Annotated in this window: 17 protein-coding genes; 7 read left to right on the top strand and 10 right to left on the bottom strand. The window is 71.2% G+C overall.

Annotation, left to right across the window (positions count from 1 at the left end; translation table 11 throughout):
* Nucleotides 1-80: 80 nt before the first annotated feature.
* The 5 genes from ABD198_RS15910 to ABD198_RS15890 are packed head-to-tail and all read right to left on the bottom strand — an operon-like array spanning nt 81 to nt 4,348.
* Entirely contained in the window at nt 81-1,073 is a 993-nt protein-coding gene (locus tag ABD198_RS15910; RefSeq protein ID WP_344001616.1) for a glycine betaine ABC transporter substrate-binding protein, read from the bottom strand.
* Nucleotides 1,070-1,897, bottom strand: coding sequence for an ABC transporter permease (locus ABD198_RS15905; RefSeq protein ID WP_425580487.1), 828 nt, complete (start codon nt 1,895-1,897; stop codon nt 1,070-1,072). The genes ABD198_RS15910 and ABD198_RS15905 overlap by 4 nt, the downstream gene beginning before the upstream one ends.
* A complete protein-coding gene (locus ABD198_RS15900) occupies nt 1,894-3,162 on the bottom strand; it encodes a betaine/proline/choline family ABC transporter ATP-binding protein (protein ID WP_425580486.1) in 1,269 nt (422 codons plus the stop codon). The genes ABD198_RS15905 and ABD198_RS15900 overlap by 4 nt, the downstream gene beginning before the upstream one ends.
* A 19-nt stretch (nt 3,163-3,181) precedes the next feature.
* The gene (locus ABD198_RS15895; RefSeq protein ID WP_344001614.1) at nt 3,182-3,829 is read right to left on the bottom strand and encodes an ABC transporter permease; all 648 of its coding nucleotides are present in this window, start codon (nt 3,827-3,829) and stop codon (nt 3,182-3,184) included.
* 39 nt (nt 3,830-3,868) lie between these two features.
* Entirely contained in the window at nt 3,869-4,348 is a 480-nt protein-coding gene (locus ABD198_RS15890) for an Lrp/AsnC family transcriptional regulator (RefSeq protein ID WP_344001612.1), read from the bottom strand.
* Nucleotides 4,349-4,473: 125 nt separating this feature from the next.
* Between ABD198_RS15890 and hppD the strand changes: the two genes are divergently transcribed.
* Nucleotides 4,474-5,622 (top strand): 4-hydroxyphenylpyruvate dioxygenase, encoded by a 1,149-nt coding sequence (gene hppD, locus ABD198_RS15885; RefSeq protein WP_344001610.1) that lies wholly within the window; start codon nt 4,474-4,476, stop codon nt 5,620-5,622.
* Between the two features lie 140 nt (nt 5,623-5,762).
* On the opposite strand, the gene ABD198_RS15880 is transcribed toward hppD, so the two are convergent.
* Nucleotides 5,763-7,364 carry a tetratricopeptide repeat protein gene (locus ABD198_RS15880; RefSeq protein ID WP_344001608.1) on the bottom strand — a complete coding sequence of 534 codons (1,602 nt, stop codon included), beginning with the start codon at nt 7,362-7,364 and terminating at the stop codon, nt 5,763-5,765.
* Between the two features lie 103 nt (nt 7,365-7,467).
* On the opposite strand from ABD198_RS15880, the gene ABD198_RS15875 reads away from it, so the two are divergent.
* Nucleotides 7,468-8,883: an FAD-binding oxidoreductase gene (locus tag ABD198_RS15875; RefSeq protein ID WP_344001606.1), complete on the top strand. Its 1,416-nt coding sequence runs from the start codon at nt 7,468-7,470 to the stop codon at nt 8,881-8,883.
* Nucleotides 8,884-8,899: 16 nt separating this feature from the next.
* On the opposite strand, the gene ABD198_RS15870 is transcribed toward ABD198_RS15875, so the two are convergent.
* Nucleotides 8,900-9,310 (bottom strand): SsgA family sporulation/cell division regulator, encoded by a 411-nt coding sequence (locus tag ABD198_RS15870; RefSeq protein ID WP_344001604.1) that lies wholly within the window; start codon nt 9,308-9,310, stop codon nt 8,900-8,902.
* A gap of 257 nt (nt 9,311-9,567) precedes the next feature.
* On the opposite strand from ABD198_RS15870, the gene ABD198_RS15865 reads away from it, so the two are divergent.
* Both ABD198_RS15865 and ABD198_RS15860 read left to right on the top strand, forming a co-directional pair.
* Nucleotides 9,568-11,208: an RDD family protein gene (locus ABD198_RS15865; RefSeq protein WP_344001603.1), complete on the top strand. Its 1,641-nt coding sequence runs from the start codon at nt 9,568-9,570 to the stop codon at nt 11,206-11,208.
* A gap of 64 nt (nt 11,209-11,272) precedes the next feature.
* Nucleotides 11,273-12,049, top strand: coding sequence for an RDD family protein (locus ABD198_RS15860; protein ID WP_344001601.1), 777 nt, complete (start codon nt 11,273-11,275; stop codon nt 12,047-12,049).
* Nucleotides 12,050-12,086: 37 nt separating this feature from the next.
* On the opposite strand, the gene ABD198_RS15855 is transcribed toward ABD198_RS15860, so the two are convergent.
* The gene (locus tag ABD198_RS15855) at nt 12,087-12,404 is read right to left on the bottom strand and encodes a hypothetical protein (protein WP_344001599.1); all 318 of its coding nucleotides are present in this window, start codon (nt 12,402-12,404) and stop codon (nt 12,087-12,089) included.
* A 414-nt stretch (nt 12,405-12,818) separates the two neighbouring features.
* Here ABD198_RS15855 and ABD198_RS15850 point away from each other — a divergent pair, with 414 nt between their 5' ends.
* Together ABD198_RS15850 and ABD198_RS15845 are read left to right on the top strand one after the other, a co-directional pair.
* A complete protein-coding gene (locus ABD198_RS15850; protein WP_344001597.1) occupies nt 12,819-15,170 on the top strand; it encodes an immune inhibitor A domain-containing protein in 2,352 nt (783 codons plus the stop codon).
* Nucleotides 15,171-15,304: 134 nt separating this feature from the next.
* Nucleotides 15,305-15,628: a hypothetical protein gene (locus tag ABD198_RS15845; protein ID WP_344001596.1), complete on the top strand. Its 324-nt coding sequence runs from the start codon at nt 15,305-15,307 to the stop codon at nt 15,626-15,628.
* A gap of 150 nt (nt 15,629-15,778) precedes the next feature.
* Here ABD198_RS15845 and ABD198_RS15840 read toward each other — a convergent pair whose 3' ends face one another.
* Together ABD198_RS15840 and ABD198_RS15835 are read right to left on the bottom strand one after the other, a co-directional pair.
* The gene (locus ABD198_RS15840; RefSeq protein ID WP_344001594.1) at nt 15,779-16,375 is read right to left on the bottom strand and encodes a nicotinamidase; all 597 of its coding nucleotides are present in this window, start codon (nt 16,373-16,375) and stop codon (nt 15,779-15,781) included.
* A gap of 160 nt (nt 16,376-16,535) precedes the next feature.
* Nucleotides 16,536-17,882, bottom strand: coding sequence for a nicotinate phosphoribosyltransferase (locus tag ABD198_RS15835; RefSeq protein ID WP_344001592.1), 1,347 nt, complete (start codon nt 17,880-17,882; stop codon nt 16,536-16,538).
* Nucleotides 17,883-18,019: 137 nt separating this feature from the next.
* Here ABD198_RS15835 and clpS point away from each other — a divergent pair, with 137 nt between their 5' ends.
* On the top strand, nt 18,020-18,337 hold the full coding sequence (gene clpS / locus ABD198_RS15830) for an ATP-dependent Clp protease adapter ClpS (protein WP_344001590.1): 318 nt from the start codon (nt 18,020-18,022) through the stop codon (nt 18,335-18,337).
* Nucleotides 18,338-18,341 lie beyond the last annotated feature (4 nt).

Genomic DNA, 18,341 nt, shown 5'->3' with positions numbered 1-18,341 from the left:
CTTGCAGCTGCACGCACCAGACCCCGCTCACCGGTGCTGACAAGGCGCCGGCGATTCCCGCAGGCTGATCCAAACGAGCCCTAGCCCTCCTTCACGAACCCCCGCTCGATCATCCAGTCCAGCGCCACCTGGTGCGGGTCCTCACCCTCCACGTCCACCTTGGCGTTCAGGTCCTGCGCCACCGTGTTGTTCAGCGCCGCCGTCACCGGTGCCAGCACCTGGGCGATGGCCGGCCACTTCTTCATCGTCTCGCTGTGGATCGTCGGCGCCGCGTTGTAGTTCGGGAAGAACTTCTTGTCGTCGTCCATCACCACCAGGTTCATCGACTTGATCCGCCCGTCGGTGGTGAAGACCTCGCCGTAGGTGCAGGCGCCCTTGGCGGTCTGGGTGTAGATGATGCCGGTGTCCATCTGTGTGATGTTCCGCGTCGGAATGTCCATGCCGTAGGCCTTCTCCATGCCGGGCAGCCCGTCCGCGCGGTTGGCGAACTCGCCCTCCACGCACAGCGTCACCGCGCCCGGGTCCCGCTTGGACAGCTCGGCCACCTCCGAGAGGGTGCGGGTGCGGTACTTCTCGTAGTTGGACTGGTTCATGGCGAGGGCGTAGGTGTTGTTCAGCTCGGACGGCTCGAGCCAGGTCACCCCGTTCTTCCGGTCGGCGTCGCGCACCGCCAGCCACTGCTCGCGCGGGTCGGGGATGGGCTCGCTGTTGCCCTGGTAGGTGATCCACGCGGTGCCGGTGTACTCGTACGCGGCGTCCGCCTCGCCCTTGACCACGGCCTCCCGGGAGCCGACCGAGCCCTGGATGCCGGTGCGGTCGACGACCTCGGCGCCGGCCGCCTGGAAGGCGATGCCCATGATCGCGCCGAGGATCAGCTGCTCGGTGAACTCCTTGGAGGTGACGGTGAGCTGCGCGCCCTGAAGCGGCTTGCCCTGCCCGATGGAGCCCGGCTCCACGTCGTCGACCATGGGGGAGCCGCTGGTCAGCCCGCAGGCGGAGGCCGCCGCCAGCAGCACCGCCCCGGCGAGCAGCAGCCGGGTGCGGCGGCTCAGCAGGAGCAGGGCGCGCCTCATGACCCCGCCTCCAGCCCGCGCGGCTGCATCAGCAGCTCCGCCAGCGACGCCAGCCAGTCCACCAGCAGCGCCAGCGCCACCGTGAGGATCGAGCCGATCATCAGCACCGGCATCCGCTGGCTGGTGATCCCGGTGGTGATCAGCACGCCCAGGCCGCCGCCACCGCCGAAGGTCGCCAGCGTCGCCGTGCCCACGTTCAGCACCAGGGCGGTGCGCACCCCGGCGAGGATCAGCGGGACCGCCAGCGGCAGCTCCACCCGGGTGAGCACGCCCAGCGGGGACATGCCGATGCCGCGCGCCGCCTCCAGCAGCGCCGGGTCGTTGGCCTGCAGGCCCGCGATGGTGTTGGACAGCACCGGCAGCACGGCGTAGGCGACGATGCCGATGAGCGCGGCCCGGCGGCCGATGCCCAGCCAGATCACCAGCAGCGCCAGCAGACCGATCGCCGGGGTGGCCTGGCCCATGTTGGCGAACGCCATCACCCCGGGGGTGAACGGGCGCAGCAGCGGCCGGGTCAGCAGGATGCCCAGCGGGATCGCGATGATCAGCACGAAGAAGGTGGAGATCGCGGTCAGCTCGATGTGCTGCCACAGCGCCTCGCTCACCCGCCCGTCGGACAGCGCGTTGCGGGTGAGCTGGTCGAGATCGGCCTGCTCGAACCACAGCCAGGTCACCAGCAGCAGGACGATCAGGGCGACCGGCAGGAAGGTCAGCTTCTGCCAGCTCACCCGGGGTGCCTGCGCCGTGGTCCGCGGGGGCGGGGCGTCCGACGGTTCGTCCTGCTCCGGGACGGGCAGCCCCGGCTCGCGGGAAGAGGTCCTCACGCCTTCGGCTCCCCTCCCACGCCCTCCTGCTCGGCGTGCGTCTGAGCCTGCCGGTGCTCCCCCAGCTCGTGCTGGGCCTCCAGCGCCTCCAGCCGGTCGGCCTCCAGCAGCTCGTGCACGGAGTTCATCAGCGTCTCCACGTCGACGACTCCCTCGTACGCGCCGCGCCGCCCGGTGACCACCACCCGCCCGGTGTTGTCGGTGAGCACCGCCTCCAGCGCGTCCCGCAGGGTCGCGTCACGGGTCACCGTGTCGGTGACCAGGGTGCCCGCGCGGGCCAGCGAGCCCTTGGCCCGCATCAGGTCGCCGCGCCGCAGCCACTTGTAGGGGCGGCCCCGCCGGTCGAGCAGCAGGATCTCGTTGGTGCCGCTGGAGCGCAGCCGGTTGAAGATCTCCTGCAGCGGGTCGTCGAGGGTGACCGTCGGATAGTCGGTGATCTCCACGTCCCGTACGCGGGTGAGGTTGAGCCGCTTCAGGGCGGCGCCGGCGCCGACGAAGCCGGAGACGAAGTCGTCCGCCGGGTTGGTGAGGATCGCCTCCGGGGTGTCGAACTGGGCGATGTGCGAGCGTTCGCGCAGCACCGCGATCCGGTCGCCGAGCTTGATCGCCTCGTCGAAATCGTGGGTGACGAAGACGATCGTCTTGTGCAGCTCGCGCTGCAGCCGGATCAGTTCGTCCTGCAGATGGTCGCGGGTGATCGGGTCGACCGCGCCGAACGGCTCGTCCATCAGCAGCACCGGCGGGTCCGCGGCCAGCGCCCGCGCCACGCCGACGCGCTGCTGCTGGCCGCCGGACAGCTGCCGGGGATAGCGGTTGTGGAACTCGCCCGGGTCGAGGCCGACCAGGTCCAGCATCTCCTCCACCCGCTCGCGCACCCGGGCGGCCGGCCAGCGCAGCATCTTCGGCACCAGCGCGATGTTCTGCGCCACGGTCATGTGCGGGAACAGCCCGCTGGCCTGGATGGCGTAGCCGATGGTGCGGCGCAGCTTCACCGGGTCCATGTGGGTGACGTCCTGGCCGCCGATGCGGATGCGGCCGCCGGTGGGCTCGATCAGCCGGTTGATCATCTTCAGGGTGGTGGACTTCCCGCACCCGGACGGGCCGACGAGGATCACCGTCTCACCGGCCCGGATCTCCATGCTGACGTTGTCCACGGCGGGCTGGGCGCTGTGCGGGTAGCGCTTGGTGAGATTCTCCAGCTCGATGGTGGCGCCGGAGGTGCCGTGCTCGGGCACGGAGGCTTCCCCGGACGCCGGCTCGGGCACGGATCCCCCTCGAGATGTCTCAGGCACGGATCCCCCTCGAGATGGTCAGCCGCCCGATCAGCACATAGGCGGCGTCGAAGAGCAGCGCGAGGACGATGATTCCGAGGGTGCCCGCGAGGACCTGGTTGAGGGCGTTCTTGCTGCCCAGCGAGGCGATCCCGCGGAAGATCAGGTTGCCGAGGCCGGGACCGGAGGCGAAGGCGGCGATGGCGGCGATGCCCATCAGCATCTGGGTGGAGACCCGGATGCCGGTGAGGATCGGCGGCCAGGCCAGCGGCAGCTCCACCCGTATCAGCCGGGCCGCGCGGGACATGCCGATGCCGGTGGCCGCGTCCACCAGCGACGGGTCGACGCCGCGCAGGCCCACGATGGAGTTCCGCACGATCGGCAGCAGCCCGTAGAGGGTCAGCGCGATCACCGTCGGCGGCACCCCGAGCCCCACCACGGGGATCAGCAGACCGATCATGGCCAGGGACGGGATGGTCAGCAGGGTGGCGGTGGTGGTCGTGGCCAGGCTGCCCGCCCACTCGCTGCGGTAGGTGATCACCCCGATCACCACGCCGAGCGCGGTCGCCACCACCATGCACTGGAAGACCACGCTGGCGTGCTGGTAGGCGTCGGTGAGCAGCTGCTGGTGCCGGCTGACCAGGTACTCCCAGAAGTTCACCCGCGCTCACCCCCAGCTCGGCCAGGAAGGATCGGTCGTTCAGTCGCCTCTGTCGCCGAGCGCCGCCTGCTCGACCAGCGGGATGATCCGCAGCGGGACGGGGTTCTCCATGACGATCGCCGTGGAGGCTCGGACGATGCCATCAAAACCGACGACGCGGTCGATCACCCGTTGAAGATCGGCGTTCGAGCGAGCCACCAGCCGGCACAGCATGTCGCCGGTGCCGGTGGTGGTGTGCAGCTCCAGCACCTCCGGCACGGTCGCCAAGTGGGCCCGTACATCGGCTCCTTGACCCTGCCGGATCTGCAGCGTGGCGAACGCGGTGACCGGGTAGCCGAGGGCCGCCGGATCCACCTGGGGGCCGAATCCGCGGATGACTCCGTTCGACTGAAGACGGTCCAGCCGGGCCTGCACCGTGCCCCGCGCGACCCCCAGCCGCCGGGACATCTCCAGCACCCCGATCCGCGGCTCGCGCGCCAGCAGCGTGATGATCCGCCCGTCCAGCCGATCGATCCCCATGCGCCACCCTCCAGCTCTGGTCATCCTGTACAGAAAGCCCGCCGATACCGGCATTCGGCTGAGCAGATTGCCCAGTGATTCAACGAACTATTGCGCACCTTGCGAGGCTGCACCACCCTGCCCCTATGACGCAGACCACACACCACACTCCCGAGACCACCGCCCGGCAGGACGACCCCTTCCCGGTCAAGGGAATGGACGCGGTCGTCTTCGCCGTGGGCAACGCCAAGCAGGCGGCGCACTACTACTCGACCGCCTTCGGCATGAAGCTGGTCGCCTACTCCGGACCGGAGAACGGCAGCCGCGAGACCGCCAGCTACGTCCTGGAGAGCGGCTCCGCCCGCTTCGTGTTCACCTCGGTGATCAAGCCCTCCACCGAGTGGGGCACCTTCCTCGCCGAGCACGTGGCCAAGCACGGCGACGGCGTCATCGACCTCGCCATCGAGGTGCCGGACGCGCGCGCCGCGTACGCCTACGCCGTCGAGCACGGCGCCCGCTCGGTCGCCGAGCCCTACGAGCTCAAGGACGAGCACGGCACGGTCGTCCTCGCCGCGATCGCCACCTACGGCGAGACCCGCCACACCCTGGTCGACCGCAGCGGCTACGACGGCCCCTACCTGCCCGGCTTCACCGCCGCCAAGCCGATCGTGGAGCCGCCCGCCCAGCGCTTCTTCCAGGCCATCGACCACTGCGTCGGCAACGTCGAGCTCGGCCGGATGAACGAGTGGGTCGAGTTCTACAACAAGGTGATGGGCTTCACGAACATGAAGGAGTTCGTGGGCGACGACATCGCCACCGAGTACAGCGCGCTGATGTCGAAGGTCGTGGCCGACGGCACGCTCAAGGTCAAGTTCCCGATCAACGAGCCCGCCATCGCCAAGAAGAAGTCCCAGATCGACGAGTACCTGGAGTTCTACGGCGGCGCCGGCGTCCAGCACATCGCGCTGAACACCAACGACATCGTGCAGACGGTCCGCCAGATGCGCGCGGCCGGCGTGGAGTTCCTGGACACCCCGGACTCCTACTACGACACCCTCGGCGAGTGGGTCGGCGAGACCCGGGTGCCCATCGACACCCTGCGCGAGCTGAAGATCCTCGCCGACCGCGACGAGGACGGCTACCTGCTGCAGATCTTCACCAAGCCGGTCCAGGACCGTCCGACCGTGTTCTTCGAGCTGATCGAGCGGCACGGCTCGATGGGCTTCGGCAAGGGCAACTTCAAGGCGCTGTTCGAGGCGATCGAGCGCGAGCAGGCCAGGCGCGGCAACCTCTGACGCCGCCGCACGCACGGGCCGGCGGTGAGCGCACGGGCCGGCGGTGAGCGGGCGGTCCCGACGCCGTGCCGCGCCGGCGGTCCTGACGCCGCCACCAGCGGGCGGGGCGGGCAACCACGGGGGTTGCCCGCCCCGCCGCGTCACGACACGTACGCCCCGGCCTCGACCGGCGGCTCGCCCAGCCGGGCCAGCGCCGCCCTCGCCTCGCGCACCTTCAGCGGGGAGAAGTACGGGTTGATCCGCAGCGCCTCCCGCAGATGCCGCCGCGCCGCCCCGTACCGCTCCAGCTCCCGCTCGATCATGCCCCGGTGGAACGCGTACAGCGCGCTGCGCACCCCGCCGCCGCGCTCGCCCTCCGTCGCCCGCCTCGCGAAACCGAGCGCCTCCTCGTGCTCCCCGGCCCGGTGCAGCGCCCAGCCCAGAGCGTCCGCCACCGCGGTCGACGGCTGCCGCTCCCACTCCGCCCGCAGCCGCCTGACCGCCGCCCGCGGATCCCCGTGGTCCGCCTCGAACCGGCCCAGCACCAGGTTCTCGTCCACCCCGTTGGCGGCCGCCCGCCGGACCCGCTCGCGCAGCAGGTCGTACTGCACGCCCGCCGCCTGCGGCATGCCCAGCGAGGCGTACAGCTCGCCCAGCTCCAGCGCGTACTCGGGCCGCGGCTGCTTCTCCAGCGCCACCCGGTAGGCGCTCAGCGCCTCCGTGGTCCGCCCCATCGCCGCCAGCACCCTGCCCTGCCCCGCCTGGGCCGCCCGCTGACCGGGGTCGAGCCGCACCGCCTCCTGGAAGTGGTGCAGCGCCTCGGTCAGATCGCCCCGCTCCCAGGCGAGCTGCCCGGCCCGCTCCACATACGCCGCCCGCTCCGCCGGGTCGACCGTGGCCGCCGCCGCGTCGGCCAGCTGCGCCGCCGCGTCCTCCCGCCAGCCCCGGTCCCGGTACACGGCCGCCGTCACCGCCATCACCGCCGGGTCCTTGCGCAGCTTGGTGAGCCGGTCCAGCAGCCGCCCCACCGACTCGTGGTCACCGAGCCCGCCGTACGCCTCGATCAGCAGCGGGTACGTCGTCCACTGCTGCGGCTCCAGCTTCCGCGCGGCCTCGCCCCACTTGCGGGCCGCCGGGTAGTCCCGGCGGGCGTTGGCCAGGGCCGCCAGGCCGCGCAGCGCCGCCGCGTTCCGCTCCGGCCGCACCTTCAGCGAGGTCCGCAGCGCCCGCTCGGCCCGCGGGTAGGCGGACGGGTGCGCCAGCCGCCGCCCCTGCTCCACCCGGGCAGTGCCGAGCACCGCCCAGGCCCGGGCGTCCCGCGGATGCTTCCTCAGATGCCGCTCGCGCTCCTCGACGAGCACCTGCAGATCCGGCATCGAGGCCGGCACCCCGCTGGTGACCGCCGCCATCGCCCGCGCCCCCGGAGTCGGCTCCGGCGGCCCGTCGTCCCCCCGCCCCAGCGGCAGCAGCACCAGCAGCCCGCCGAGCACCGCACACCCGGCGATAGAGGCGAGAAGCACCCGGCGCCGGCCGGCGCGGCGGGGTTTCGGGGGTGCGCCGTCACCGGTCGGCCGGCCCTCCTGCTCGCCGCCCGGCGCGCCCTCCCGCTCGCCGCCCGGCTCGTCGCCCGATGCGCCGGGCGGCCGGGCGTCCGGCTCCCTGCCCGGCGCCCCGTCCGCCAGGGCGCCCGGCCCTTCGCCCGCCGTGCCGCTCAATGTGCCGACCGCTTCGCCCCCCGGCTTGTCGTCTGGCTTGTCCTCCATGGCGCACACTGTGCGGCACACCCCGCGCTGGTACGACGATCACACCCCGAGTGCTGTGGCTGCCGTACGCGGGGTTCACACCGATGGCCCCGGGTGCCAGGCTGTGATCATGAGCCGTATCGAAGCGCGCCGCGACGAAGACACGGTGGCGGCCGGACCTCTCGTCGACGGGCTGCTTCGCGGGCTGCCCGCCGAGGCCGTCCTCACCGACCCGGACGTCACCGCCTCCTACGCCAACGACATGGCGAGCTTCTGCCCCGCCGGCAGCCCCGCCGTGGTCGTCCTGCCGCGCACCGTGGAGCAGGTCCAGCACGTCATGCGCACCGCCACCGAGCTGCGTGTCCCGGTCGTGCCGCAGGGTGCGCGCACCGGCCTGTCCGGCGGCGCCAACGCCACCGACGGCTGCATCGTGCTGTCCCTGACCAGAATGGACCGCATCCTGGAGATCAGCCCCGTCGACCGGATCGCCGTCGTCGAACCCGGTGTCGTCAACGCCGATCTGTCCCGCGCGGTCGGCGAGCACGGCCTGTACTACCCGCCGGATCCCTCCAGCTGGGAGCAGTGCACCATCGGCGGCAACATCGGCACCGCCTCCGGCGGCCTGTGCTGCGTCAAGTACGGGGTGACGGCCGAGTACGTCCTCGGCCTCGACGTGGTGCTCGCCGACGGCCGGCTGATGTCCACCGGCCGCCGCACCGCCAAGGGGGTCGCCGGATACGACCTGACCCGGCTGTTCGTCGGCTCCGAGGGCTCCCTCGGCATCGTTGTCCGCGCGATTCTCGCCCTGCGCCCCAAGCCGCCCGAGCAGCTGGTGCTGGCCGCCGAGTTCTCCTCCGGCGCCGCCGCCTGTGACGCGGTGTGCCGGATCATGGCGGGCGGGCACGTCCCCTCGCTGCTGGAGCTGATGGACCGTACGACCGTCAAGGCGGTCAACGACCTGGCACACATGGGCCTGCCGGACTCCACCGAGGCGCTGCTGCTGGCCGCGTTCGACACCACCGACCCCGCCGCCGACCTGGCCGCCGTCGGGGAGCTGTGCGAGGCGGCCGGCGCCACCCAGGTCGTCCCGGCGGACGACGCCGCCGAGTCCGAGATGCTGCTCAAGGCGCGGCGCCTGTCGCTGGTCGCCCTGGAGGCGGTCAAGGGCACCACGATGATCGACGACGTGTGCGTGCCCCGCTCCCGGCTCGGCGAACTCATCGACGGCGTCGAGCGGATCGCCGAGAAGCACGGGCTGACCATCGGCGTCGTCGCCCACGCGGGCGACGGCAACACCCACCCCACCGTGTGCTTCGACGCCCAGGACCCCGAGGAGTCCCGGCGGGCCCGCGAGTCCTTCGACGAGATCATGGCGCTCGGCCTGGAGCTCGGCGGCACCATCACCGGGGAACACGGCGTGGGCGTGCTGAAGAAGGAGTGGCTGGCCCGCGAACTCGGCCCGGTGGGGCTGGAGATGCAGCGGGCCGTCAAACAGGTCTTCGACCCGCTGAACATCCTCAACCCGGGCAAGCTGTTCTGACCCCCGTGCCGCCGGGTCACTGGGCCAGCAGCCCGGCCAGCCCGTCGTCCAGGCCGAGCTGCTCGCCCTCGCTGCCCGGCGGCACCGCGCGCAGCGTCCGCTCCAGCCAGGCCGACACCTGCGCCGTGGGGGCCTCCAGCAGGGCCTCCCCGTCGGGGGAGGCGAGCGCCATCAGCACGACGCCGTGCCCGTCCGCCTTCGACGGCCACACCCGCACGTCCCCGTGGCCGCAGGGCCGGAAGACGCCCTCGATCAGCAGGTCCCGGGCGAACGTCCACCGCACGGGGGACGCGGAGTCGATGTGGAAGGTGATGCGGACGGCGTAGGGGTCGTCGCTGCGGTAGGCGAGCCGGGCCGCCACCGGAACGCTCCGCTCCGGCGCCAGGACGAGCCGCACTTCGAGTTCGCGCTCCACCACGATGTGCATGGTGTGTGTTCCTCTCCTGTGAAAGGCCCCCGTGAAGGTCCTGTGAAAGGCCCCCGTGAAGGGCTGTCGGGAGGAGAGAGCGGGCGGACGCGGAGGCATTACGCGGGTCCGGGAAACTTTTTCGCGGCGCGTCATCGGGGGGTACCACAACCGTGCCCCGAAGGAGTGGGTCCGGTGGGACGGGCCCAGGCACTTGCGCGGGTCTGATAGATGTGGAGCCCCCCGACCCACCCCCGAGCAGATACGGGACGACGGACATGAGCGCCCCAACCCCGGCACCAGGCGACGACAAGCCCCGCGCAGGGTACTACCCAGATCCGTCCATTCCCGGATACGTCCGGTACTGGAACGGATCCTCGTGGGTACCGGGCACCAGCCGCCCGGCACCCGCGAACGGGGAGTCGCTGGCACCGCCGCCCGGTGTGGTGCCCTCCGTGGAGGAGACCGGGCCACATTTCTTCGACGAGGACCCGGTCGAGGAGCAGTCCGGTACTGCCCCCGCTGCCGATTCCCAGCACGGCAGCCGCCCCGAGCCCGCCTCCGCCTGGACCGCCGACCGCTCCCGCCAGTCCGGCTTCGGCGGCGACCGGGACCAGAAGGTCTCCTGGGGCACGGACCCGAGGGTGCCGCACACCCCGGGCCCGCGAAAGGAGCCCGAGCAGGGCGCGGCGGGCGGCGCGGGCACGTCCGCATCCGGCGCATCCGGCACGTCCGGTGCGGACGCGGGTGGTTCCGCTCGGGGCACCTCCGACGCGGCCGCGGCGAAGTCCGCCGGGGCCGCGGGCTCCACGGGCGGCGCCAAGGGGACCACGGCCGCCGCAGGAACGGCCGGGGCCGCAAGCTCGTCCGAGCCGCAGGACTCCGCAGCCGGGGGCAGCACCTTCGTCTTCCGCAAGCCGAAGCCGGGGTCCGCCGCTGCTACGGACGCCGGTGACGACGACCCGGGCACGATGACCTTCCGCGCGGTCTCCCCGCGCCGCACCGGGAAGACGGGCGCCGCCGCTTCCGGCGGCACGTCCGCCGCCCCCACCGCCCTGTCCGGCCCCCAGCAGGCGTCGGCACCCTCGGCCTCCGCCACCCCCGGGGCCGCCTCCGCCGTGCCCCCGCAGGCCGGTGGCGCCGCCCCGCAGGCCGCCGCCGGCCGGACGGCCCCGGGTGCCGCGGGCACTGCCCCTCAGCCGGGCACCGCCGCCCCCGCGCCCCCTGCTGCCCCTGCCGCTCCCGCCGCCCCGAACCCCGCCGTACCGCCGCAGGCCGCCGCTCCCGGTGCCGCGCCGCTGACCAGTGGTCCCGGTGGCGGGCAGGCCTCGTGGGCGCAGCAGGTGCACGGGCTGGCGGGCGGGGAGGAACCGCCGGTCGTGCCGTGGAAGCCGCCGGTGGAGGATCCCTTCCAGGCCGCCGCGCGGCGCCAGGCGTCCGCCCGTCCCGCCGGGCTCGGCAAGCGGTTCGTGGCCCGGCTGCTGGACACCCTCGTCGTCGGCGCCCTCACCTCGGTGGCCGCCGTACCGCTCGGCATCAAGGCCGTCGACCACATCAACGCGAAGATCGAGGCGGCCAAGCTCTCCGGCGAGACCGTCACGGTATGGCTGATCGACGGCACGACGTCGGTCCACCTCGGTATCGTCCTCGCCGTCCTGCTGGTCGCCGGGGTGCTCACCGAGGTGCTGCCCACCGTCAAATGGGGCCGCACCCTGGGCAAGAAGCTGCTGGGCCTGGAGGTCCGGGACATCGAGGCCCACGAGACACCGGAGTTCGGCGCGGCCCTGCGCCGCTGGCTGGTCTACTGCGTCCCCGGGCTGCTGGTCGTGGGTGTGATCGGTGTGCTGTGGTGCCTGTTCGACAAGCCGTGGCGGCAGTGCTGGCACGACAAGGCGGCCCATACCTTCGTGGCGGGCTGACGGCGGTACTCCGGACGGCGGCTCGCCGGATGCACGGGGCGGGGGAGTGCGGTCCACTCGGGCCATGAGCACCGAACCGCCCCACGGCTCCGGTCAGTCCGACGACGACCCGTTCAGGAAGCAGCCCCCGCCGGGTGAGGGCCCCGGGCAGCCTCCGGGATCGGGCTCTCCCTCCGGCTCCCCGTACGGCAACGAGCCTCCGCCGTACCCCGGCGGCGGTGGCGGCGGCCCCTACGGATCGGGCGGCAGCAGCCCGTACGGCCCCGGCGGCGGTGGTGGTGGTGGCCCCTACGGCGGCGGAGGCCCAGGAGGTCCGGGCGGACCCGGAGGGCCGGGAGGCCCCGGCAGTCCCTACGGCACCGGTCCGGGCGGTCGCGGTGACCCGCTCGGAGGCATGCCCCCGCTCGCCGACAGCGTCAAGCGCACCCTTGCCCGCATCATCGACATGATCCTGGTCGGCGTGGTGGTCTGGCTGCTCTCCTGGGCGTTCAACTTCAACCAGTACCAGTGGGACAGCGACCAGGTGGAGGCCGGCAACACCCTCGGGCAGTCCGTCATCGGCGCCGTCCTCTACATCGCCTACGACACCGTGCTGACCGCCCGCAGCGGGCAGACCCTCGGCAAGCAGCTGCTGAAGATGCGCGTGGCGAACCTCAACGACGGGGCCATCCCCTCGACGCAGACCTCCCTCATCCGCGCCGCGGTGCTCTGGCTGCCGTTCGCCTTCTGCTGCGCCTGCGTGTGGACCGCGATCGCCGGCGGCTGGAGCTTCTTCGACCGTCCCTACAAGCAGGGCCTGCACGACAAGGCGGCCAAGACCGTGGTGGTCAGCACGCGTTGACCCTCGGATCCCCAGCGGGCTGCGACAGAGGCAGGGCTCAGGACGCCGCCCGCTCCCGTACGGGTTCGCGCACGCTCTCGCGGACCGGAGCGGGGACCGTGGCCCGTACCGGCTTCGCGGACGCGGCCGGGGCCGGCCGGGCGGGGGCGGGGTGTACCACCGAGAGCCGGCGGGTGCGGCGGGCGCCGGGAGCCTTCACCGCCACCAGCAGTCCGAGGGCGAGAGCCGCGACGGCGACGGCCGCCGTCCCGGCCGCCGAACTCGTCCGGGACGCCAGCAGCAGGGCGAGGGTGGACAGGACCACGGTGCACGAACCGTAGGCGAACTGAGCGACAGTCGGACGGGGCATGGCCATCGTGTCCTCGAAGTCGGGGGCTGTCGGCCTGGCGTTCCGCCGGCTCAAATGGCGTTCCGCCAAGCGACTCTAACCGCGAGCGTGCCCGAGCGGAACGGACAGTAAGCGTGACCTAACCGACAGGGTCGGTGCACGGGGGGCGCACGGAGTCATGGTGTCCGCACAGTGGACAGACGCATGCGCCGGTGTCACATGCAACCCGGTTCGGACTGTGATGCGTTGACCCCCGCTGTCCGTTAAGCGAACATCGTCTTCTGCATAATGCACTTGACTTGTCCAAGTCAAGGTCTGTCTTTTCTGGTGAACCTCTAGTCAAATGTCGTCACTTGACTACACGCGTTGATCACGCGTGCGTGGATCTTGCACTGCATCTGCCCCCCCATCCGCGCACGCGCACGCGGGGGAGGAACTCAAGTGACCAGTAGACCCTGGACGTTCAGAGCGGCGGCCACCGCTGTCGCGCTCGCGACGGCCACTGCCACGCTGTCGGCCGCCGGCGTCGCGCAGGCGGACTCGCCGGCCCGGCCGCCGGCCGTGGACCGTCACGACCCGCACCCTGCGAAGGGCACGGACTCGCACGATCTCAAGGGCCCCCTGAGCGACACTCAGGCCGCCCAGCGCGAGGAGGCCCTGCACCAGGTCCTCTCCGGCAAGGCCTCGGTGAAGAAGCGCGACGGTTCGAAGGTCGTCCAGCTCAAGAGCAAGAAGGGCGACAGCAAGTACGTCGAGCTCGGCCGGGAGAAGACCGACAAGATCTTCACCATCCTGGTGGAGTTCGGGGACCGGATAGACAGCCGCTACGGCGGCACCCCCGGTCCCCTGCACAACCAGATAGCCGAGCCGGACCGCACCAAGGACAACTCCACGGCCTGGCGCGAGGACTACAACCAGCAGTACTTCGAGGACCTGTACTTCGGCCACGGCAAGGGCGTCGACTCGGTCAAGACGTACTACGAGAAGCAGTCCTCCGGCCGCTACTCGGTCGACGGCGAGGTCTCCGACTGGGTCAAGGTCCCCTACAACGAGGCCCGTTACGGCAACAACGCCTGCGGCGACAGCAACTGCCCGAGCGTGTGGAACGTCGTCAGCGACGGTCTGAACGCCTGGGTGGAGCAGCAGAAGAAGGCCGGCCGCACCGACGCCCAGATCAAGGCGGACGTCGCCCGCTACGACGAGTGGGACCGCTACGACTACGACGGCGACGGCGACTTCAACGAGCCCGACGGCTACATCGACCACTTCCAGATCGTGCACGCCGGTGAGGACGAGTCCGCCGGCGGCGGCGCCCAGGGCGAGGACGCGATCTGGGCCCACCGCTGGTACGCCTTCGGCACCGACGCCGGCGCCACCGGCCCCGACTTCAACAAGCTCGGCGGCGCGAAGATCGGCGACACCGGCATCTGGGTCGGCGACTACACCATCCAGCCGGAGAACGGCGGACTCGGCGTCTTCGCCCACGAGTACGGCCACGACCTCGGTCTGCCGGACCTCTACGACACCGCGGGCGGCGAGAACGGCACCGGCTTCTGGACGCTGATGTCGTCCGGCTCCTGGCTCGGCATGGGCAAGAAGGAGATCGGTGACCTGCCCGGCGACATGACCGCCTGGGACAAGCTGCAGCTGGGCTGGCTGAACTACGACACCGCCAAGGCCGGGGTCAACTCCTGGCACAAGCTGGGCGTTGCCGAGTACAACACCAAGCACAAGCAGGCGCTGGTGGTGAACCTTCCCAAGAAGGCCGTCACCACCGAGATCATCGAGCCGGCCGAGGGCAAGACCCAGTGGTGGTCCGGCAGCGGTGACGACCTGCGCAACACGCTGACCCGTTCGGTGGACCTCACCGGCAAGTCCAAGGCCGAGCTGACCTTCGACGGCTGGTACGACATCGAGGCCAACTACGACTACCTCTACACCGAGGTGTCGACCGACGGCGGCGCCAACTGGACCGCGATCGACGGCACGGTGGACGGCCAGCCGATCCCGCGCGACGGCAGCGACAAGCCCGCGCTGCACGGCACGCTCGACGGCTACAAGAAGTTCGCGTTCAGCCTGGACGCCTACGCCGGCCAGAAGATCGACCTGCGCTTCCGCTACCAGACCGACGGCGGCGTGGCCCAGAAGGGCTTCACGGCCGACGCGATCTCGGTGACCGCGGACGGCGAGGCGGTGTTCACCGACAACGCCGAGACCGCGGACGACGCCTGGAAGCCGAACGGCTTCACCCGCGTCGGCGCGTCCTTCACCAAGGACTACGAGCAGTACTACATCGCCGAGAACCGGCAGTACGTCTCGTACGACAAGACCCTGAAGGCCGGCCCGTACAACTTCGGCTTCGCCTCCCGCCCGGACTGGGTCGAGCACTACGCGTACCAGAACGGTCTGCTGATCTGGAAGTGGGACACCTCCCAGCAGGACAACAACACCAGTCAGCACCCCGGCACCGGTCTGATCCTGCCGGTCGACTCCCACCCGGACGCGCTGAAGTGGGCCGACGGCACGCTGATGCGCAACCGCATCCAGACCTACGACGCCACGTTCAGCAAGTTCCGCACCGACGGCATGACGCTGCACAAGGCGGACGTGGCGAAGTGGATCCCGGGCTCGAAGGGCGTCCCGGTCTTCAACGACCGGAAGAACGACTACTACGACGAGGCGAACCCGACGGGCAGCGTCAAGATCACTGACACCAACACGAAGATCAAGATCCTGAAGGAGGCGAAGGACGGCTCGACGATCGAGCTCGAGGTCGCCCCTGCGGGCAGGTAAACAGCATCTGCCCAGGTCAGAGCGTGATCGGCGGTGACCCCCTGGCGGGTCACCGCCGATCCGTGTTTAGGTGCGTCCTGTGGTTCTCTTATTGACACACGGATCGACACCGGCTGACACGGGGGTATGACCAGATGGCCGCAGGAGGTTTCTGCAAGCTGCCTAACGGCACGGTGGTGGTGGCACTGAACCTGCCCAGCCCCGCCGCCGAGGCACCGTCCGGGGTACGCGTGCTCGTGCACGCCCAGAACCGGTCGCGCGCCCTGACCAGGCTGCGCAACCTGGGGCTGCGCGCGATCTACCTCCGGGGCAACGCCGCCCCGCCCACCCCGGACGAGATCACCGCGGTGCTGCACCACCCCGACGGCCTCATATGGCGCACGGCCCCTACGGCCGACCTCACCGTCGAGCTGTGGCATCCCATCCGTGCGCTGCTCAGACGGACACCGCAGACGTGAGACCGGGCGTCCGCCCACGCAACTGCGGGCATTCGTGCCGCCCAGGGCGGCACGGGTGGGCGCAGCGGCACCCCCTCCAGCGGGGCTGGCGTGACCCGGTCCCCGGCCCCCGGCCGGCACCCGGGCTGCCGGCGGGGCCGTCACACCGGGCTACTGGGCGGAGTGGACGACCGGCTTGCCGATGAGTTCGACGCCGGCCTGGCGGAGTTCCTCCAGGGCCCGGTCGGTGGTCTCGCGGGAGACGCCTGCGGTGAGGTCGAGGAGGACGCGCGTGCGGAAGCCCTCCTTCACGGCGTCCAGGGCGGTGGCGCGGACGCAGTGATCCGTGGCGATGCCGACGATGTCGACCTCGTCGATCCCCCGCTCGCGGAGCCAGTCCGCCAGCTTCACGCCGTTCTCGTCGGTGCCCTCGAAGCCGCTGTAGGCCGCCGAGTAGGCACCCTTGTCGAAGACGGCGTCGACGGAGCCGGAGGCCACCGCCGGGGCGAAGTTCGGGTGGAAGCCGACTCCCTCGGTCCCGGCGACGCAGTGGGCGGGCCAGGAGTGGACGTAGTCCGGGTTGTCGGCGAAGTGTCCTCCGGGGGCGATGTGGTGGTCCCTGGTGGCCACCACGTGCCGGTAGCCGGCCGGTGCCTGCCCGATCAGCTCGGTGATCGCGGCAGCCACCTCCGCCCCACCGGCCACGGCGAGGCTGCCCCCTTCACAGAAGTCGTTCTGCACATCGACGACGATCAAGGCGCGGCGCATGGTCGGAGTCCTTCGACTATGGGGTCGGGTGAGAAGCGGGCCCGGCCGGTGAACTTCCGAGCCTATTGAATGACGGACGGCACTGACAGGGCCCCGGCAGACCGGACAGATGCTGTTGGTTCAGACCGGGCATGCAGGGCCCCGGCAGACCGGACACCTCCTAGTTACCCGAGCCTGACTTGACGTACTCCGTCGGAATGACGGGTTCCCCTCGGGAGAGCTGTGTAGCGGAGAGCGGCAGCCCCGCCTTGGCCGCCGCGTGCCGGTCGCGGGCCGTGTCCAGCGGCTCGCGGGCGAGCACCTCACCGCCCTTGATCAGCTGCACCAGCAGCTGCCGGTCGGCCAGCTCGTCCGGCACGGGACCGGTGCCGATCACCTCGGCCTCGGCCACGCCCTCCTCGTCCAGCCGCCGCGCGGCCCACTTGCGGCCGCCGATGGACGTCTTGCCGCCCACCGACTTCTTCGCCACCGGCACCAGCGGCGCCTGCGGGTCGGAGGACTCGGCCCGGGCGACCAGCTTGTAGACCATGGAGCAGGTCGGGTGCCCGGAGCCGGTGACCAGCCGGGTGCCGACGCCGTACCCGTCCACCGGCGCCGCCGCCAGCGAGGCGATGGCGTACTCGTCCAGGTCCGAGGTCACGATGATCTTCGTGTTCTTCGCCCCCAGCTCGTCCAGCTGATGGCGCACCCGGTGCGCGACCAGCAGCAGGTCGCCGGAGTCGATGCGCACCGCGCCCAGCTCCGGCCCCGCGATCTCCACCGCCGTGCGGACCGCCTCGGCGACGTTGTACGTGTCCACCAGCAGCGTGGTGCCCCGGCCGAGGCTGTCGACCTGGGCCCGGAAGGCGTCCCGCTCGGTGTCGTGCAGCAGCGTGAAGGCGTGCGCCGAGGTGCCGACGGTGGGGATGTTGTAGCGGAAGCCCGCCGCCAGGTCGGAGGTGGAGGCGAAGCCCCCGATGTACGCGGCGCGCGAGGCGGCCACCGCCGCCAGCTCGTGGGTGCGCCGCGCGCCCATCTCGATCAGCGGCCGGTCACCGGCGGCCGAGGACATCCGGGAGGCCGCCGCCGCGATCGCCGAGTCGTGGTTGAGGATGGACAGGATCACCGTCTCCAGCAGTACGCACTCGGCGAAGCTGCCCTCCACCCGCAGGATCGGCGAGCCCGGGAAGTACACCTCGCCCTCCGGGTAGCCGTAGACGTCACCCGAGAAGCGGTACGAGGCGAGCCAGCGCAGCGTCTCCTCGTCGACGACCCGGCGCTCGCGCAGGAACTCCAGCACGCCCTCGTCGAACCGGAAGTTCTCCAGCGCGTCCAGCACCCGCCCGGTGCCGGCCACGACGCCGTAGCGCCGGCCCTCCGGCAGCCGCCGGGTGAAGACCTCGAAGACGCTGCGCCGGTCGGCCGTACCGCCCTTCAGCGCGGCCTGCAGCATGGTCAGCTCGTAGTGGTCCGTGAAGAGGGCCGTCGAGGGAACATCCACCGGCAGCCCGAGATCCGCAACGCCCACTCCGATACTCCTGGTTCGTCTCGCAGGGCACCCCACCCCGTAAGCGGCCGGGGTCCGGGGACCGTCCCCGGAAGATCCGTCAGGCACGATGGTACTCCCTTTTCGTCGGTGTGACGATTTCTGGGAGGCGTGGCAGCATGGGCAGTGTGACGTCACCCGCACCGTTGGAGATCGAACGCACCGAGTCGGCGGAGGAGAGCTTCGCCGTACCCGAGCCGGACGTCCCCTGGGTCACGATCGTCCACAATGACCCGGTCAACCTCATGAGCTATGTGACGTACGTCTTCCATACGTACTTCGGCTACTCCAAGGACAAGGCCACCAAGCTCATGCTCGACGTCCATCACAAGGGCCGCGCGGTCGTGTCGAGCGGCACCCGCGAGGAGATGGAGCGGGACGTCCAGGCCATGCACGGCTACGGTCTGTGGGCCACCCTCCAACAGGACCGGAAGTAGCGAA

Origin of the sequence: Streptomyces thermocarboxydovorans, from assembly GCF_039524635.1 — a bacterium.
Lineage (GTDB): Bacteria > Actinomycetota > Actinomycetes > Streptomycetales > Streptomycetaceae > Streptomyces > Streptomyces thermocarboxydovorans.
This window is presented reverse-complemented; position numbering and strand designations above follow the sequence as displayed.

Excerpts from the sequence above, each read along its gene's own strand:
- clpS (WP_344001590.1), top strand. The coding sequence starts at position 18,020 with ATGGGCAGTGTGACGTCACCCGCACCGTTGGAGATCGAACGCACCGAG.
- ABD198_RS15890 (WP_344001612.1), bottom strand. The coding sequence starts at position 4,348 with ATGGGGATCGATCGGCTGGACGGGCGGATCATCACGCTGCTGGCGCGC.
- ABD198_RS15865 (WP_344001603.1), top strand. The coding sequence starts at position 9,568 with ATGAGCGCCCCAACCCCGGCACCAGGCGACGACAAGCCCCGCGCAGGG.
- ABD198_RS15840 (WP_344001594.1), bottom strand. The coding sequence starts at position 16,375 with ATGCGCCGCGCCTTGATCGTCGTCGATGTGCAGAACGACTTCTGTGAA.
- hppD (WP_344001610.1), top strand. The coding sequence starts at position 4,474 with ATGACGCAGACCACACACCACACTCCCGAGACCACCGCCCGGCAGGAC.
- ABD198_RS15910 (WP_344001616.1), bottom strand. The coding sequence starts at position 1,073 with ATGAGGCGCGCCCTGCTCCTGCTGAGCCGCCGCACCCGGCTGCTGCTC.
- ABD198_RS15870 (WP_344001604.1), bottom strand. The coding sequence starts at position 9,310 with ATGCACATCGTGGTGGAGCGCGAACTCGAAGTGCGGCTCGTCCTGGCG.
- ABD198_RS15860 (WP_344001601.1), top strand. The coding sequence starts at position 11,273 with ATGAGCACCGAACCGCCCCACGGCTCCGGTCAGTCCGACGACGACCCG.
- ABD198_RS15855 (WP_344001599.1), bottom strand. The coding sequence starts at position 12,404 with ATGGCCATGCCCCGTCCGACTGTCGCTCAGTTCGCCTACGGTTCGTGC.
- ABD198_RS15845 (WP_344001596.1), top strand. The coding sequence starts at position 15,305 with ATGGCCGCAGGAGGTTTCTGCAAGCTGCCTAACGGCACGGTGGTGGTG.
- ABD198_RS15880 (WP_344001608.1), bottom strand. The coding sequence starts at position 7,364 with ATGGAGGACAAGCCAGACGACAAGCCGGGGGGCGAAGCGGTCGGCACA.